Source organism: Mesorhizobium sp. CNPSo 4671 (assembly GCF_057784245.1).
Genome location: NZ_JBWLUW010000005.1, coordinates 76,527 through 92,006, shown reverse-complemented (window position 1 = coordinate 92,006; position 15,480 = coordinate 76,527). Strand labels below are relative to the sequence as shown.

At 63.6% G+C, this 15,480-nt stretch carries 14 protein-coding genes; 3 read left to right on the top strand and 11 right to left on the bottom strand.

Features of this window, described 5'->3' with window-relative positions:
• The first annotated feature begins 47 nt into the window (after window positions 1–47).
• Window positions 48–1,130 (top strand): acyltransferase family protein, encoded by a 1,083-nt coding sequence (locus AC04SF_RS16385; protein ID WP_488478693.1) that lies wholly within the window; start codon window positions 48–50, stop codon window positions 1,128–1,130.
• A 200-nt stretch (window positions 1,131–1,330) separates the two neighbouring features.
• Here the strand turns inward: AC04SF_RS16385 and AC04SF_RS16380 are convergent, their stop codons facing one another.
• From AC04SF_RS16380 to AC04SF_RS16360, 5 genes are all read right to left on the bottom strand, one after another.
• Entirely contained in the window at window positions 1,331–1,963 is a 633-nt protein-coding gene (locus AC04SF_RS16380; RefSeq protein ID WP_488478692.1) for a class I SAM-dependent methyltransferase, read from the bottom strand.
• A gap of 85 nt (window positions 1,964–2,048) precedes the next feature.
• On the bottom strand, window positions 2,049–2,462 hold the full coding sequence (locus tag AC04SF_RS16375; RefSeq protein WP_488478691.1) for a nuclear transport factor 2 family protein: 414 nt from the start codon (window positions 2,460–2,462) through the stop codon (window positions 2,049–2,051).
• An 81-nt stretch (window positions 2,463–2,543) separates the two neighbouring features.
• Entirely contained in the window at window positions 2,544–3,146 is a 603-nt protein-coding gene (locus AC04SF_RS16370) for an NADPH-dependent F420 reductase (RefSeq protein WP_488478690.1), read from the bottom strand.
• Between the two features lie 93 nt (window positions 3,147–3,239).
• Window positions 3,240–3,992 (bottom strand): SDR family NAD(P)-dependent oxidoreductase, encoded by a 753-nt coding sequence (locus tag AC04SF_RS16365; RefSeq protein WP_096453043.1) that lies wholly within the window; start codon window positions 3,990–3,992, stop codon window positions 3,240–3,242.
• Between the two features lie 66 nt (window positions 3,993–4,058).
• The gene (locus AC04SF_RS16360) at window positions 4,059–4,793 is read right to left on the bottom strand and encodes an SDR family NAD(P)-dependent oxidoreductase (protein ID WP_096453041.1); all 735 of its coding nucleotides are present in this window, start codon (window positions 4,791–4,793) and stop codon (window positions 4,059–4,061) included.
• A 270-nt stretch (window positions 4,794–5,063) separates the two neighbouring features.
• Between AC04SF_RS16360 and AC04SF_RS16355 the strand changes: the two genes are divergently transcribed.
• Window positions 5,064–5,960, top strand: a complete 897-nt coding sequence (locus AC04SF_RS16355; protein WP_488478689.1) for a LysR family transcriptional regulator — start codon at window positions 5,064–5,066, stop codon at window positions 5,958–5,960.
• A 90-nt stretch (window positions 5,961–6,050) separates the two neighbouring features.
• Here AC04SF_RS16355 and AC04SF_RS16350 read toward each other — a convergent pair whose 3' ends face one another.
• The 6 genes from AC04SF_RS16350 to AC04SF_RS16325 all read right to left on the bottom strand — a co-directional run bounded on the left by AC04SF_RS16350 (window position 6,051) and on the right by AC04SF_RS16325 (window position 13,782).
• Complete coding sequence (locus AC04SF_RS16350) at window positions 6,051–8,438, bottom strand: polysaccharide biosynthesis tyrosine autokinase (RefSeq protein ID WP_488478688.1); 2,388 nt, start codon at window positions 8,436–8,438, stop codon at window positions 6,051–6,053.
• A 287-nt stretch (window positions 8,439–8,725) separates the two neighbouring features.
• On the bottom strand, window positions 8,726–9,622 hold the full coding sequence (locus AC04SF_RS16345) for a UTP--glucose-1-phosphate uridylyltransferase (protein WP_488478687.1): 897 nt from the start codon (window positions 9,620–9,622) through the stop codon (window positions 8,726–8,728).
• Window positions 9,623–9,696: 74 nt separating this feature from the next.
• Window positions 9,697–10,665: a glycosyltransferase family 2 protein gene (locus tag AC04SF_RS16340; RefSeq protein ID WP_488478686.1), complete on the bottom strand. Its 969-nt coding sequence runs from the start codon at window positions 10,663–10,665 to the stop codon at window positions 9,697–9,699.
• On the bottom strand, window positions 10,655–11,605 hold the full coding sequence (locus AC04SF_RS16335) for a glycosyltransferase family 2 protein (protein ID WP_488478685.1): 951 nt from the start codon (window positions 11,603–11,605) through the stop codon (window positions 10,655–10,657). The genes AC04SF_RS16340 and AC04SF_RS16335 overlap by 11 nt, the downstream gene beginning before the upstream one ends.
• The gene (locus tag AC04SF_RS16330; protein ID WP_488478684.1) at window positions 11,605–12,594 is read right to left on the bottom strand and encodes a glycosyltransferase family 2 protein; all 990 of its coding nucleotides are present in this window, start codon (window positions 12,592–12,594) and stop codon (window positions 11,605–11,607) included. Before AC04SF_RS16330 ends, AC04SF_RS16335 begins: the two co-directional genes overlap by 1 nt.
• Before the next feature lie 15 nt (window positions 12,595–12,609).
• Window positions 12,610–13,782, bottom strand: coding sequence for a glycosyl transferase family 1 (locus AC04SF_RS16325; protein ID WP_488478683.1), 1,173 nt, complete (start codon window positions 13,780–13,782; stop codon window positions 12,610–12,612).
• Between the two features lie 188 nt (window positions 13,783–13,970).
• Between AC04SF_RS16325 and AC04SF_RS16320 the strand changes: the two genes are divergently transcribed.
• Window positions 13,971–15,467 (top strand): lipopolysaccharide biosynthesis protein, encoded by a 1,497-nt coding sequence (locus tag AC04SF_RS16320; protein WP_202351792.1) that lies wholly within the window; start codon window positions 13,971–13,973, stop codon window positions 15,465–15,467.
• Window positions 15,468–15,480 lie beyond the last annotated feature (13 nt).

Below are 15,480 nucleotides of genomic sequence, written 5' to 3'. Positions count from 1 at the left end.
GCAAGCCACCCTACAGTGATGGGTGGGGGGCCATCCGACGGTGCGGTATGGCTCAGCAGAAAATTACGTTTGGCGGCGTCGACATATTGCGGTTCCTCGCCGCCGTGCTTGTGATGGTCTACCACTATGGCTTCTGGGTGTGGGCCTATCCCGATGGCATCTCGGCGCAGGCCACGGGTGGTATCCCCCCGCAACCCGATATAGGCGCCTGGGTCGGGTCAGGCTGGGTCGGCGTCGAGATATTCTTCGTCATCAGCGGCTTCGTCATCGCCTTCAGCGCCGAGAAGTCGACGCCGCTGCGGTTTTTCGAGGCCAGGGTGAAGCGGCTGGCGCCGGCCGTCTGGATCTGCGCACCGGTTACCGCCGTGCTGCTTCTTCTCATCGGCCTGAGTTGGCCGACCGATGCGGCGGTCAGGCTGGTCCGCACCGGCCTGTTCGCGCCCTATGGTCCCTGGGTGGACAGCGTCTACTGGACGCTCGGCATCGAGATCGCCTTCTACGCCGTCGTCTGGATCCTGCTGCGGCTTGGCCGCTTCCATCTGATGGAGGCGATCGCCATTGTCATCGGCCTGGTCAGCACGGTGTTCTGGTGCCTCTATTATCCGCTCGGCTGGGCGGACTTCGCCGAGACACGCTGGCTGCAACTCACCCTGGTGCACCATGGCTGCTTCTTCGCCGTCGGCGTGCTGCTCTGGCTGATGCGGTTCAAGGCGCTTACGCCCTCGCGCCTTGCCTTCTGCCTGCTGTTCCTCGGCGGCGGCGTGCTGCAGATCGCCAGTTCGGTCGACGTCCATAGCATCAAGGTCAATGCCGTGATGCCCTATGCGCCACCGATCCTGATCTTCCTCGTCGCCATCGCCTTGATGGCGTGGTCGCTGCGGCTCGACCTCAGCTGGAGCGGCTGGCGCCGCATCGGCCTGATGACCTATCCGCTCTACCTGATCCACGACGTCGTCGGCGCGGCAATGCTTGGGCCGATGGTCCGTGCCGGAATGCCTTATCTCCTGTCGATGGCGGTTGTCGGCGCGACCATGATCGCGGCAAGCTGGCTGGTCGCCACCGAGGCCGAACCGCGTATCCGGCTGCTGCTCGACCACACCGTCTTCCGCTACCGGCTCAAGGCCGCTTAGACGCCATCGGCCGGTTGAGGAAATTCGTGTTCGTTCATGCCGGCATCAGGTCTGGGACGTCGACGTCCAGGCTTTGCAAAACCTGATCAGGCGATGGCGCCGCCACGGCTGCTGTCTGGCAGCCGACCTCCAGCTCTTCGCGGAAAACTCCAATGACGCTGCCATCATGGAGGTCAACATGAATTCAGCGCCGGGACGTGTCAGGGCTTCACGAACCGATAGGCGAAGCGATCGGTCTCGCCTTTGATCGAGGGATCGAAGACCTTGATCGCGTGCGGATCGTCCTTGTTCGCGAGCATTGTGCTTTCCGCGTCCAGTACGAAGCCGGCCGCCTCCACCTCCTTGCGAACAGAGGCTGGATCGATCCGATGCAGCGTCTGGGTGTCGCTCGTGCCCGACCCAGCGGTGGCGGCGTGGTCGACGATGACGTAGGACCCACCGGGCTTCAGCCGCTTGTAGACGGCTCGATTGAAGTCGGCCGCCGTCGCACCCTTCTTCTGAATCAGCGCGGTGTGGAGGTCGTGGTAGAACAGGTGCAGCCACAGGACATCCGCTGGCTGCGTGACCTCCGGCATCGTGACGAGATCCGCCGAGACGGCTTCGACATTCTCTCGGCCCGGCTCCTTCGCGAGCGTCCGCATGCGGCCAACCGGATCGTTCTTGAAGTCGGCGACTTCGGCCGGCACGAAGCTGTAGACCCGACCTCCGGGGCCCACGACGTCGGAGAACAGGCGCGTCCAATCGCCGTCGCCTGGGTAGACGTCAATGACTGTGGAGCCCGCATCTACACGTGCGAACCGGATCAACTCGGATAGCTTGGATTGGTCGTACATCGGAATCTCCTTTACGGTTGGGCATTAGACGAGCGCGCGGCGTGCAAGGGGCAATCCACGGGCCGATGGCTGCAGAGGGCAAGCGCTACGCAGTTCCGGACGCGTTCATCCGCGAGGCCCGGGCCAGCGCTTGCGTGTCGACGTATTCCCGGATGGTGGTCAGTCTGCCGTCCCGGACGGTGATGGCGAAGATCCAGTCGTCCTCGAACGTCTTGTTCGTGGCTTTGATCTTCCCCCTGGCGAAGCCGACGACCAGGACACGGTCTCCTTGCGCGACGAACTCCCGGGGTTCGGTGGACGTTTCTATCGTCTTGGATGCCGTCTCAAGCAAATCCGTTAGCCCCGCGTGTCCGTGGCGCGTTCCGGCCAGCGGCCAGTCTTTGCCGGGGATGATCCACTCGATGTCTTCGGCGACCAGCGCCAGCAGAGCCTCCTTGTCGCCGCTGCCGATCGCGGCGAAGAAGTCCTTCACGGTCTGGATGTTCTTCTCGATACTCATGGGAATTTCTCCATTTCGCCTGGGTCGGATCTTGCTCGACCCGATCCGTGTATCGTGGGCCTGCCTGCTGGCACGTCGTGCTCATCCGTCGAACTTGACCAGGTCCTTAAAGATCAACTGACCCCAGCTATTTCCACGCGCCTGGACCAGCAGCCCACCTTCCGACAGCCCGCCAAGTTTGATCGGCGAGAAACCGAGCTTTTCGGCGAGCGCAGCAATCTCCGCTGCGGCAGCGTCATCGTCGCTCGCCAGAAATACGACTCTTCTGCCACCATGTAGGGCCGGATCCTGATCAAGGACGGCAGCGACCAGATGGTTGAAGCCCTTGACCAGTTTTGCGCCCGAAAATGCCTGTGCAACGAACTTGGAAGAAGGCTGTCCCCCCAATTTTTCAGGAGGCACGCCGTAGGCATTGGTCACGTCGACGATGGTCTTCCCCTGCCAGGTGGCGAACGCCTTCGCGACATACGGGTGCGACTCGAAACGGACAGCCAAAAAGATGATGTCCGCCTTGACCGCGTCCGCCAGCTTCTTGGGAATGATCGTGGGTCCGATCGCGGCCGCATCGGCTGCAAAGCTTTCCGGGTCGCGCGTGGTTGCAACGGACACGTCGATGCCCTTGCGGGCAAACGCCTTGGCCAGGGCCTTGCCGATATTGCCGAAGCCGATAATTGCGTAGCTCACAATGTTTCTCCTATCTTGTGTTGGAACTAAAGTTTGAGAAGCGGGATCACTACTGGCGGGGCTGAAGGGCCAGCCACGGGACCGCGCCGGGGCTCAGACCTGTGCCCAACCACCATCGACCGCGAGATCTATACCGGTGATGTAGGAGCTTTCATCCGAGGCGAGGAACGTGAGGGCAGCCGCGATTTCCTCTGGCTTGCCCCTGCGACCCATTGGGATCTGTGCAGCAAACTGGGCGACCGCCTGCTCGGCTTGCTCAGCGTTAAGGCCGGTCGTTGTCGCTAAGGCGGGAGTCTCGATCGCGCCAGGGCTCATCGTATTGACGCGAATATTGCGGTCCTTCAGTTCCAGTGTCCAAGACCGCGAGAAGCTGCGAACAGCTGCCTTACTTGCTGCGTAGGCGCTGAACGCTGGCAGCCCCATCACATTCGAGACCGAAGAGTTCAGAATGATCGATCCACCGTCTTTGAAGAGGGGAAGGGCCTTCTGCACCGTAAAGAACAACCCCTTCACGTTCACATCGAAGGTCTGGTCAAAATGGGCCTCAGTAGCTGCCGCGAGCGGCGCGACTGTCCCTGCGCCCGCGTTTGCGAAGAGAATGTCGATGTGACCATGTTTCTCTTTGACGGTGGCGTAGAGCCGGTCCAGATCTTCCAAGCGCGAGACGTCGCCCACGACTGTTGTCACGTTTCTCCCGATAAGGGTCGCGGCCTCTTGTAAGGTTTTCTCGCGTCGTCCAACGATCACGACCTGCGCACCTTCTTCCACAAAACGCTTGGCCGTCGCCAAGCCAATCCCGCTGCTTCCGCCTGTGATGACGGCAACCTTACCTTCGAGTTTTTTCATAATCTTTCGCCTTTGGTCGTGTGTTTTGGTTTTCGTAAAGTTTGAGAAGCGTGGCCCGCGCTGGGGTCAGAGTTGTGCCAGGCCGCCGTCGACGGCGACCTCGCTGGCGGTCATGAAGCTGCTGTCCGACGACGCGAGAAAGGCAGCCACCGCCGCGATCTCCGCGGGATCGGCCATGCGCTGGAGCGGAGTCATCGCGCCGTAGGCCTTCTGGCCCTCCTCGCCCAGCGCTTCCTTGGCGAGTTCGGTCGCCGTCGCCCCGGGCGACAACACGTTGACCCGGATGCCGGTGCCCTTCAGGTCCTCCGCCCAGGTCCGCGCGAGATTGCGCACTGCCGCCTTGCTCGCGCTGTAGGCAGTGAATCCCGGGGCGCCCGTCGTGCCGGCGCTCGACCCGGTCAGGATGATCGAAGCGCCCGGGCCCATCAGCGGCAACGCCTTCTGGACCGTGAAAATCGTACCCTTCACATTGGTATCGAAGGTTTCGTCAATGTGCTCGGCGGTGATCTGGCCGAGCGGAAGCGGGCCTCCGGCCCCGGCATTGGCGAAGACGATGTCGAGGCTTCCGCGCTCGGCCTTCACAGCCGCGTAGAGCCGGTCGAGGTCGACCTCATCCGAGACCGAGCCTTTCACCGCGCGGGCATTGGGCCCCAGGTCCGCCACAGCGGCGTCGAGCGCTTCCTGCCGGCGGCCGAAGATGAAGACGAAGGCGCCCTCCTCGATGAAGCGCTTTGCTGCGGCGCGGCCGATGCCGGTAGCGCCGCCGGTGATGACGGCGGTCTTTCCATTCAATCTGGTCATGACGTGCATCCTTCCAGGCTTCCGCCTTGGTCATTCGGGAAAGTCCCGAGACCTGAAGATGGGTCTGCCGAGGTCAGGCATTGAGTGAGGAAGCGCGCACATCGGTGGTGCGAAATCGATCCGGTACGGCTATTAACGGCAGCCGCGACGATCAGGTTCCGCCGTTCGGAATTGGGCCCCGCTCGTCGACAAGTGTTATGATGGCCGCCCTGTACTGTTGTACGATAGTCAGGGCTTTGGAAGGCGCACCGCGCGGTGCGGGATTGCACCATGATCGACTGGGATGACGTTCGCTACTTTCTTGCCGTCGCACGCGGAGGCTCGGTGCGGGCCGCCGCCAAGCGCCTCGGCGTCAACCACGCGACCGTGCTGCGACGCATCGCCCAGCTCGAGGACCGCCTTGGGGCGCAGATGTTCGAAAAGCTGCCTTCGGGCTACCGCCTGACGGCTGCGGGCGAGGAGGTCCTCGAGCTCGCGGAGCGGATGGAAGCGTCGTCGCACCAGCTGGAGACACGCGTCTTCGGTCGCGACCAGAGTGTGCGCGGGCTTCTGCGGGTGACGCTGGCTCCGACGCTCGCGACACACCTGCTCATGCCGGACTTCGCCGACTTCGCGCGTCTGCATCCGGACATCGAGATGGAAATCTTGTCGTCCGGCGAGCTGGCAAATCTGACCAACCGAGACGCCGACGTCGCGGTCCGCGTCGTCTACGACCGCAAAACCCTGCCGCTCAATCTTCACGGCCTGAAGGGAGCGGAGCTGTTCGGCGGCGTCTACATGTCCCGGGATCGACTGGCCGCGTGGCGCGCGGGCGCGCCTGATCCTATCCGCTGGATCGTCATAAGCAGTCATGGAATTCCGCAATGGGCCAGCGAGGGTGAGGTTCGCACCACGGCGGTTCCATTCAGGACCACGGACGGCGAGGCGCAGATCGTTGCTGTACGGCAAGGGCTCGGGATGACGACACTGCCGTGCTTCATCGGCGATGCCGACCCCCTGCTGGTGAGGGTGCCGGGTACCGAACTGCATATGTACGGAACGGTTTGGCTTCTCACACAGGGTGAGACACGCAAGACAAAGCGCGTGCGGCTCTTCACCGAGTTCGTATCCCGCAGGCTCGCCGCGTACGCGCCGCTTCTGGCGGGACTGGCCCTATCGCGCGACTGACGCGCGGCAGGTCGCCGGGATTCCAACCTTGGCGCATGAACAGTGCTTCACCGCCCATTCCGTCAAGGCGGAAATCCAGGTAGCCGCTGCCTAGACCGCTGCCTTGGTGCGCACTTCCGACTTGTCGAGATAGTAGGTCGAATATTTGTCGAAGAATTTCTCCGACGCGCCGAACGATCCGTATCTGGCGAGCTTCTTCAGGTCGACCTTGTTCAGCACCGCGCCGACGATCTTGTTGGCGACGTAGGGTTCGGATTCCAGCATCGAGCGCACCATGGCGCGCGGCGTGCGGCCCCATTCGGTGACCAGCACGAAGCCGTCGACCAACGGCGCGAAGGCCTTGGCGTCGACCACCGGCCCGAGCGGCGGCAGATCGACAACGATGTATTCGAAGGTCTCCTTGGCATTCTCGATGAAACGCCGCATTCCGGCCGAGGACAAGAGCTCACTGGTGTGCGAGAAGTTGCCGCGCAGCACGGCGGGGATAATGGCGAGCTTGGTCTGCCGGTCGATCTTGCCGACGGATTGCCAGGTCTGGCCGTTGACCACGGCCTCCATCAGGCCCTGCTCGGCCTCCATGCCGAGGCTGCGGCTGAGGCCCGGATTGCGCAAATCGCCGTCGATGAGCAGCGTCCTGGCGCCATTGGCGGCCAGCAGCCCTGCGAGATTGGCCGCGACCGTCGACTTGCCTTCGCCGGGAAGCACCGAGATGACGCCGACGACGCGGCTGCCTTGCCCTTCCATCACGACATCGAAGGCGATCTTGGCGCTGCGCAGCGTTTCGGCGAACATAGACGCCGGAGCATCGATGCTCACCCGCATGCGCGCGCGCCTTTCAACGGCCGCTGGCGACCTCGCTGTCTTGGCATCCGGCTGCGCCTCGGCCTGCTTGTCCTCCTTGGCGGATCTGCTGCCGACAGTCGGCAAGTAGCCGAGGAATTTGAGGCCGACGCGGTCACGCACCTCCTCGCCAGTCCGGAAGAACCGCTCGTTGAATTCGTTGAGGCCGCCGAAGCCGGCGCCCATCAGCACGCCGAGCACGAGCGACAGTCCAAGCACGATGATGGTGCGCGGGCTCGAAGCGGAGAGTGGCGTCGAGGCATCCGAGATAATGCGGATCTTGCCGACCGGGAAGGATTGTTGCTGCGCGGCTTCCTCGTAACGACCGAGGAAGGTCTGATAGAGCGTGGTGAGCGCCGTCGCCTTCTGGTCGAGGTCGCGCAACTGGACCTGCGACTGGTTGTCGATGGAGCTCTTGCCCTGTGCGGCGGCAACATTGGCCCTGAGCGCGGTCTCGCGCGCTTGCGCGACCTCATACTCGTTGCGATAGCTTTGGGTGAGCTGCTTCAGCTCGCCGAAAATCTGCGCCGATATGTCGGCCTTTTCCTTGGCGAGCGCCACGGCCTGGGGATGATTGGCACCGAAATTCGCCTCGACGTCCTGCTGTCGCTTGGCGACCGTGAGGTAACGGGTCTTGAGCGTCGAGATGAGTGCACTGCTCGGCTGATCGGCAGAGATGGCGGCGTCCTTGAAGGCGTTGTCGGAGCCGCTGTCTACGATCTGCTTGTATTGCTGGTAGCGGGCGCTGGCGCGGGCCGTGTCGGCCTGCGCCACGATGAGCTGGGCGTTGAGGTCGGCAAGCTGCTTGTCGCTCATCAGCTGGCCATCGCTGTTGGCGGACAGGCCGTGTTCGGCCCTGAATTTCTCGACCGCCAGCGATGCCTGCTGCGAACTTTCGCGCAGTTCCGTCAGCCGGCCCTGCAGCCAGACCGCCGCGCGCTCGGTGGCGTCGAAGCTGGCATCGAGCTGGTCGGCAAGATAGGCGTCGGCATAGGCTTTGGTGATGGCTTTCGCCAGTCCCGGATCCGTCGCCTGATAGCCAAGCGCGATGACGTAGCTTCGTCCGACACGATCCGCCTGGATCTCGTTCTGCAGTTTGAGGATCGCGTAGTCGCGGCGCGACGTGGCAATCAGCGCATCGCGGGTGGCGGGGTCAAGCTTGCTGATGTCACCCATGCCCGGCATCGGCGCGCTGGGGTGGACATACTGGATCAGGCCGCGGATCAAGCCGACGCCCTGGGCAAGGGCGGACTGCGGCGGATTCATGAATGCATCGTTCTGGTCGAGTTTGAGCTTGTCGACGACCACCGCGGCAAGCCGCGTCGAGGTCAGGATCTCGATCTGGCTCAGAATGGCGGAATCGGTCTGCATGGTCGTCGACGCCGCCGAAATATCGTCGACGATCTTGTTCAGGCCCTCGTCGATCAGCACGCTCGAGACCGACACATATTTGGGCGGCGTTGTCTGCAAATAAAGCATGCCCAGGAAAAGACCGATGGCAGCGCACACGGCAACCACCTTGGCCTGCCGCGCAGCCATGCCGAGCAGCCGCTCGATATCGATGAAGTCTTCGCCGTTTGCTGCGTCCGAATTCGGCAATGGCATCCTCTTGTCGAGAGGAAAATTGGCATAATTCATCGTCGGTCCAATCCCAGAGCCTGTTGCGTTCCCGATCATCGGGTTGAGGCTCTATCTCTTTGTTTGGGCATGATCTTTTCCGAAACTTCCGGGATCATGACCTGTCTCAGTTCTTAAGCATTATCTTTCCGGAAACCGGGAGCCACTTTCCGGGATCATGCTTGGGCTTGCAGGCGCCGCAACGATCGGGAGCATTGCCAAGAAGCAACGCAAGCTTCATGCCAGACGGCGGGGGCCTGTCGGCCCCTCGCCGCCAGCCATCCGGCAATACTCCCGAAAGATGGGCATTATGCGGCTTCTTCCTGGCGTTCATGCGACCGGACGAACTCCTGAAGCATCTCGAAAACCGGGCCCTTCATGTCGTTGCGCGACAGCGCGAAGGCGATGTTGGCCTGGATGAAGCCTTCCTTGGACCCGCAATCGAACATGCGACCCAGGAAAGGCTGGGCGAAGAATGGCTGGTCCTTCGACAGGCGGACCATGGCGTCCGTCAACTGGATCTCGTTGCCGGCGCCGCGTTGCTGGTTGCCCAGTAGCGCGAAGATCTCGGGCTGCAGGATGTAGCGGCCGTTGATGTAGAAGTTCGACGGCGCGTTGGCCGGTGCCGGCTTTTCAACCATGGCCGAGACCTCGAAACCACCGCCGACATCGGCGCCGCGGCCGACAATGCCGTATTTGTTGGTCTCGCTCGGATCGCAACGCTCCACGGCGATGACGTTGCCGCCGGTGCGCTCATAAAGGTCGACGGTTTCGGCCAGACAGCCGCGCCCGCCGAAGGAGACCATATCAGGCAAAAGCAGGGCGAAGGGCTCATCGCCGATGACCTCGCGGGCGCACCAGACGGCGTGGCCGAGGCCCTGCGGCGACTGCTGGCGGATGAAAGAGGTGGCGCCGGCCACCGGCAGCATGCTTTCGAGCGCCTCCAGCTGGGTCTTCTTGCCGGTCTGCTCCAGGGTTCCGATCAATTCCGGATGCAGGTCGAAATAGTCCTCGATGACCGCCTTGTTGCGGCCGGTCACGAACACAATGTGCTCGATGCCGGCTTCGAAGGCCTCGTCCACCGCATATTGCACGACAGGCCTGTCGACGACGGGAAGCATTTCCTTCGGCATCGACTTGGTCGCCGGCAGGAACCGTGTTCCAAGCCCCGCCACCGGTATCACGGCCTTCCTGATTTTCTTCATCGCAAATTCCTTCTGAGGAGATCGACTGCAGTTCCTTCACAGGCCACGAAAAATCCCTCCATGTGCCTGCATCTTCACCTCCCCGCCCCCACGGCAAACTGTGCCGCTACTCGTCGCAACCGCACGGCGATCGGCATCCCCATATGCCTGACCGCCGCTGGGTCGCTGAGCGCCGTCCGGATCGCCTTGAGCGGGGACCGCGCCTTGATGTGCTGAACCATCGCCAGGAAGGAGGCCGCCTTGCGCAGGCTGCGGCCGCGCCGGGCGAAAGCCGCCTGGGCTGCCTCGTCCATCCGATGGGTCTGAGCGAATGCGGCATCCGCCTTGCGCATGGCTTCGACATGGTGAAGCTCGAGCACACGCGAGATGGAGCCGCTGCGGATATGATAGGCGTAGCCGGTCTCAGGTTCGACCACGCATCTGCCGCCCTTGGCGAGCGCCTCGGCAAACAGGATGTAGTCCTCGCCGATCCTCAGCTTCTCGTCATAGCGGAGCCGGTTCTCGTCCAGGAACCGGCGCTGGAAGATCGGCTTGAGGTAACCGAGGTTGAATTTCGATTCGAAGACGATGTTGCCGGCGATGTAGGTGGCCAGCGAAATCTCGCGCAGGCCTTCCAGATACCGACGTGGGAACATCGCATCCTCGACCACACCGTCCTCGCGGATGACCTGGAGATTGTCGACGGCGATCTGGGCGCTCGCCTTTTCGGCGCGGCTGATCATGGCGGCGAGACGACCGGGGAAGACGGCATCATCGGAATCGAGAACCGCGATCCACCTGCCGCGGGCGACGTCGAGCCCGGCATTTCGGGCGCCGCCGGGACCGCGATTCGTGGCCAGGGCGACGACGCGCACGATGTCCTGCGGGTAGGCCCGCGCAACATCGAGCGTGGCATCACGCGACTGATCGTCGACGACGATGATCTCGACGCTGACGCCCTTCTGCGCGATGGCGCTGGCGATCGCCCTGTCGAGCGTCGCCTCGGCATTGTAGGCCGCAATCACAACGGAAACATCGGGGACGAAGGAGACGTCAGGCTGCACGCTTGCCTCCTTCCCCAGGTGAGGATTGGCCGTAGAGGCGGATTTCGCGGACGCCGACAAGGCCGCTGACGACGCCGACATGCATGATGCCGCGCAGCACGCTGCGGTTCCTGCGCACCGGGCTGGCGACGACGGGAAGTGCCGCGGCGAAACAAAAGACTGCCTTTGCGGAGGCCAGGCCGACATGCTTGATCAGCCCGATGCCACGCGCATTGCTGCCCAGGAGGTGGCCATGCGTCTGACCGACGCGAAAACGACGGCGGCCGAGCCAGTCGAACGCGGCCCTCGAGCGCGGCACCACCTCGTCCACCCAGGCCTCTTGCGCAAAGGCGATGCGCCCGCCGGCCTTGACCATCTGATCGAAGAACTCGGTATCCTCGCCGCCGGTCTGGCCGCGCGCCAGGCTGAAGCGACGGCCGCGCAGGCTGTCCGAACCCATGCGCAGCAGGACGTTGCAGGTGTAGCCGGTGCGGATCTCGCCGCGCACCCAGACCGGCAAGGTCGAGTGGAAATCGCCGCGCCGCATCCAGTCCGGTGCATCCGGGCGATAAAGCGCCCGCACCGGGCCGAGCACGGCCGTTGCCCCACTGTCCCCGGCCGTCGCCACCAGTTCGGCCAGCCAGCGGGTGGAAGCAGTCTCGTCGTCGTCGATGAAGGCGAGGAAATCCGCCGCGCTGGCATCGAGGCAAGCGTTGCGGGCGACCGAGATGTTGCGCGCCGGGGCATGCCGATAGCGGACCGGCAGCGCCAATTCCTGCGACAGCGCCGTCACCAACGCCTGGGCGCTTGGCGTGTCGTCATTGTCGGCGACGATGACGCTGATATCAAAGCCTTCAGGCATCTCCATGGCGGCGAGCGAGCGCAGCGTGTCGGCCAGTTCCGGCCGGCGGAACGTGCACACGCCGATGTCGATGCTGCGGTTCTTGACCTGAACCGCCATCACGCCACCCCGCGTCGCGCGCCGAAGCCGAGAAGCTGCAGCCAGAAGCCGACGGACCAGCCGAAATGCATCACCATGGCCGAGACGCCGGCCAGCGCGATATCGGCATTGCGCTGGCGAATGGCCGTCACCAGGCCGTAGCCCAGGCACACCGAAGCCCAGATCAGCAGCGGCACCGCCGCGATCCAGTGCACGAAGGAGAAGGCCGCGAGAAGAACCACCGGGAAGACCGCCAACGGCACCATCTGCCGGACTTTCGGGATGACGCGGTGCTTCAGCACATTCTTGGCGCGGCCGCGGCCATAGCCGAGATACTGGAAATACAGACCCTTGAGCGAGGCGCGCGGGTAATAGACCATCTGCGTCTTGCCGCTCATCCAGATCTTGTAGCCCGCCTGCCGCAGCCGGTAGTCGAGCTCGGCATCCTCATTGTGGCTGAAGGTTTCGTCGTAGCCACCGACTGCGCCAAAGGCCGATATCCGCATCAGCGCGTGATGGCCGTGGTCGACCCATTCTCCGGCGGAGAGGTGACGATGCTTGGAGCCACCGGTGCCGAGTTTCGAATTCTGCGCCGCCGCAACCGATTTCTGCACGGCGCCGCTGCCGCTGGTCAGCATCGAAACCACGACCGAATCGGCCGATGTGGCCAGTGCTTCCTCGAGCAGCCGGTCACAGTAATCGTCGGGATAGCCGCCATGCGCGTCGATGCGAATGAGATACTGCGCGCCTTCACCATAGGTGCCGACGGCGAGATTGATCGCCGCGCTCTGGATGCGCCGCTTGTTGTGCATCAGGATGACGCGCGGGTCCTTGGCGGCGATCTGCTCGACAATGGCCAGCGTGCCGTCGGTGCTGCCGCCATCGGCAACGACGATCCGGGCGCCAAGCCTTGCCGCCGCCGGGCAGAGCTGGCCGAGCAGCGCGCCGATATGGGCTGCCTCGTTCAGGCAGGGGATCACGATCAGGCTGGAGGGAAGCGCTTGCGTCATTGGGCGATGTTCATCCTATGCCAGGGCCTCGGCCGCGAGGGGCTCGCGCACGGTGGTCAGGCGGCGCAGTTTTTCGACCAGTGCCCTGCAGTCGCTGCGATCGTAGCTCCACGTCCTCGGATTGTGTGCAAGCACGCGCGCCTTGAGCCTGCCGAAGCGGTGCTCCTCCATCTTGCCGAGTGCTGTTTCGAGCGCGTCGGGCGTCGCCTTGGGCAACAGGATGCCGATGTCCTGCCGGCTGAGGAAGCGTCCGGTTTCCGTATGGCCCATCGAGATCGGCACCGCGCCGAAGCGGCAGCCTTCATAGAGGCGGTTGGGCAGCAGCCATTCCGAATTCTGCCCCTCTTCGAAGAAATCGATCGCCCAGGAGAAATGGACGTCCTGGTAGATCGCCGCCATGTCCTCCGGGTTGCGGTAGGGTCCGCGAAAGGACAGATAGGGCTCGGCATCGACGAAGGCATGGAAATCCGGGAATTCGGAGAGCGCCGGACGACCGCGCAGCACCACTTCGAAACGTCCGTCCATGCGGTGGGTGAAATCGGCCAGCAGCTTGAGCGAGCGCCGGCAGCGCAGCGCTCCGAACCAGCCGATCCGCCATGGCGGGGCGACAGGCGCTGCCACCGCCTCACGCTCGCCGGGCAAGATCGCCGCTGCCTCGAAATATTTGTTCTCGACCAGCTCGACGGGGGCGGCGACCTGGCGGAAGGGTTTGAAATAATTGGCGATGAAGGCGGGCGAACTGGTCACCAGCAGCTTCACGTCGCGCGCCAGATGGCGCTCGGTGGCGCGCAGTGCCTTGCCCAAAACATCGTCGCGAAGCACCAGGCGGTGGATGTCGAGGCATTCATAGACGATCGGCACCGTGGCACCGAAAGCCGACCTGGCGCGACGGGCCAGCGCCAGCATTTCCAGATTGCGCGCGATGATGAGATCGGGCCGCGGCGTGCCCCTCAGCTTCGAGCCTATCGAAACCGTCGCTTTCGCCACCGCCGCCAGGCGCTGGGCGAATCGGCCATCACGCGTCGCGCCAAGGTCGATCGGCTGCAATCCTTCAATATCGGCAATCGGGGTCGCGGTGCGGCGAAAGCCCGCCAGAGTGACCCGGGCACCGCCTGTCCTGAGCATTGTGATCCGTCGGCGAACCGCCGGATCGGAGACATCGTGCACCAGGTACAAGACATGCAGCATGAAAACTCGACCGCTGTTTGACCCCACCCAAAAGGATGCTAGTACAGCTCTTGCTGCATCGCAACATTTTTGGCGCGGCGATGGACATTTTCTGTTGCACTGCAAAATTATTGCCGTAGTTTGGGGCTGGCGGCGGGCGTGGATTTTCAGGGTGTCGGAAATCCGCGCAAAAATCAGGAATCCTGAATTTGGAAGCCAACCCATTCGATCCGCCGGAAGGCTCGCTGCGCAAATCGGTCGGGCGCGGCGCGGTGGTGACCGCCATGTCGCAATCGGTGCGGGTCGCGACACAGATCATATCCGTCATCGTGCTGTCGCGGCTGTTGTCGCCACAGGATTTCGGCGTGGTGGCGATGTGTGCGCCGGTGCTGGCCTTCATCGCGCTGTTCCAGGATTTCGGCCTGACCCAGGCGACGATCCAGAAATCCGGCATAAGGCACGAGGAGGTGAACTACCTCTTCTGGATCAATGTCGCCGTCAGTGCCATCCTGGCCTGCGTGCTCGCGGGTGCGGCACCACTGGTCGCCGCCTTCTACGGCGAGCCGCGCGTGGCCGGGCTGGTGGCTGCCTTCGGGCTGCAGATCATGGCCTACGGGCTTGGCGCCCAACATCTGGCGCTTTTGACGCGGCGCATGCAGTTCGGCCGCCTGGCGGTCATCGATGTCGCCAGCGCCATCGCCGGGCTGGCCGTATCGATAGCCTGGACTTTCATCGACCGCTCTTACTGGGCGCTGTTTGCGGGCACGCTGACCGGTGCGGTGCTGCCGACGCTGTGCTACTGGGCAAGCTCGCGCTGGCGGCCCGGCCTGCCGCGCAAGGTCTCTGGCATCGGCGAGCTGATCAATTTCGGCGCCGGCATCACCGGTTTCAACTTCGCCAATTTCTTCGCCCGCAACCTCGACAATGTGCTGATCGGCAAATACTGGGGCGAGCAGCAACTCGGCCTTTATGACCGTGCCTACAAGCTGCTTCTGTTCCCGCTCAGCCAGATCACCAATCCGCTGTCGAAGGTCATGGTCCCGGCGCTGTCCAGGCTGAAGGACGAGCCGGACCGCTACCGCAGCGCCTACCTGCGCGTGATGCCGCTGATCCTTTTGGTGGCGTTGCCCGGTGTCGCCTTCGCCACCGCCATGTCGGACGTGCTGATCCCCTTCGTGCTCGGCGAGCAGTGGCGCGCAAGTGCGGCGATCTTCCTGGCGCTCGGCTTTGCCGGGTTGCTGCAGCCGCTCAACAACCCGGCGGGCTGGCTTTTCGTCAGCCAGGGCCGCTCCGGCGACTTCATGCGCTGGGGCATCATCACCGCCGTGACATCGGTGCTCGCCTTCGCGATCGGCCTGCCCTATGGCGCGCTCGGCGTGGCGATCGCCTACGCCGTCAGCGAATATCTGCGCACGCCGTTCCTGTGGCTCTATGTCGGCAAAAGCGGGCCGCTGCAGGCGAGCCATGTGCTGCGTGCGGCAACGCCGTTCGTGCTCGGCGCCCATCTGGCGCTGGCGGCGATCTGGCTGATCAAGCCGATGCTGCCGCAGCAGCATGTCATCGCCTTGGCCAGCGGCGCCATTCTTGCCTACCTCATCACCATCGTCATCGCGCTGGCCTTCGCATCCGGCCGTGAGGCCTTGCGCGAGGCCCTGAAGATGCTGCCGGCCAGACAGCCGGCGGCAACGCCGCGCGAGGCGCAATAATTTCGGCGCCTTT

Excerpts from the sequence above, each read along its gene's own strand:
- AC04SF_RS16385 (WP_488478693.1), top strand. The coding sequence starts at position 48 with ATGGCTCAGCAGAAAATTACGTTTGGCGGCGTCGACATATTGCGGTTC.
- AC04SF_RS16365 (WP_096453043.1), bottom strand. The coding sequence starts at position 3,992 with ATGAAAAAACTCGAAGGTAAGGTTGCCGTCATCACAGGCGGAAGCAGC.
- AC04SF_RS16375 (WP_488478691.1), bottom strand. The coding sequence starts at position 2,462 with ATGAGTATCGAGAAGAACATCCAGACCGTGAAGGACTTCTTCGCCGCG.
- AC04SF_RS16380 (WP_488478692.1), bottom strand. The coding sequence starts at position 1,963 with ATGTACGACCAATCCAAGCTATCCGAGTTGATCCGGTTCGCACGTGTA.
- AC04SF_RS16345 (WP_488478687.1), bottom strand. The coding sequence starts at position 9,622 with ATGAAGAAAATCAGGAAGGCCGTGATACCGGTGGCGGGGCTTGGAACA.
- AC04SF_RS16350 (WP_488478688.1), bottom strand. The coding sequence starts at position 8,438 with ATGAATTATGCCAATTTTCCTCTCGACAAGAGGATGCCATTGCCGAAT.
- AC04SF_RS16355 (WP_488478689.1), top strand. The coding sequence starts at position 5,064 with ATGATCGACTGGGATGACGTTCGCTACTTTCTTGCCGTCGCACGCGGA.
- AC04SF_RS16335 (WP_488478685.1), bottom strand. The coding sequence starts at position 11,605 with ATGGCGGTTCAGGTCAAGAACCGCAGCATCGACATCGGCGTGTGCACG.
- AC04SF_RS16330 (WP_488478684.1), bottom strand. The coding sequence starts at position 12,594 with ATGACGCAAGCGCTTCCCTCCAGCCTGATCGTGATCCCCTGCCTGAAC.
- AC04SF_RS16325 (WP_488478683.1), bottom strand. The coding sequence starts at position 13,782 with ATGCTGCATGTCTTGTACCTGGTGCACGATGTCTCCGATCCGGCGGTT.
- AC04SF_RS16360 (WP_096453041.1), bottom strand. The coding sequence starts at position 4,793 with ATGACCAGATTGAATGGAAAGACCGCCGTCATCACCGGCGGCGCTACC.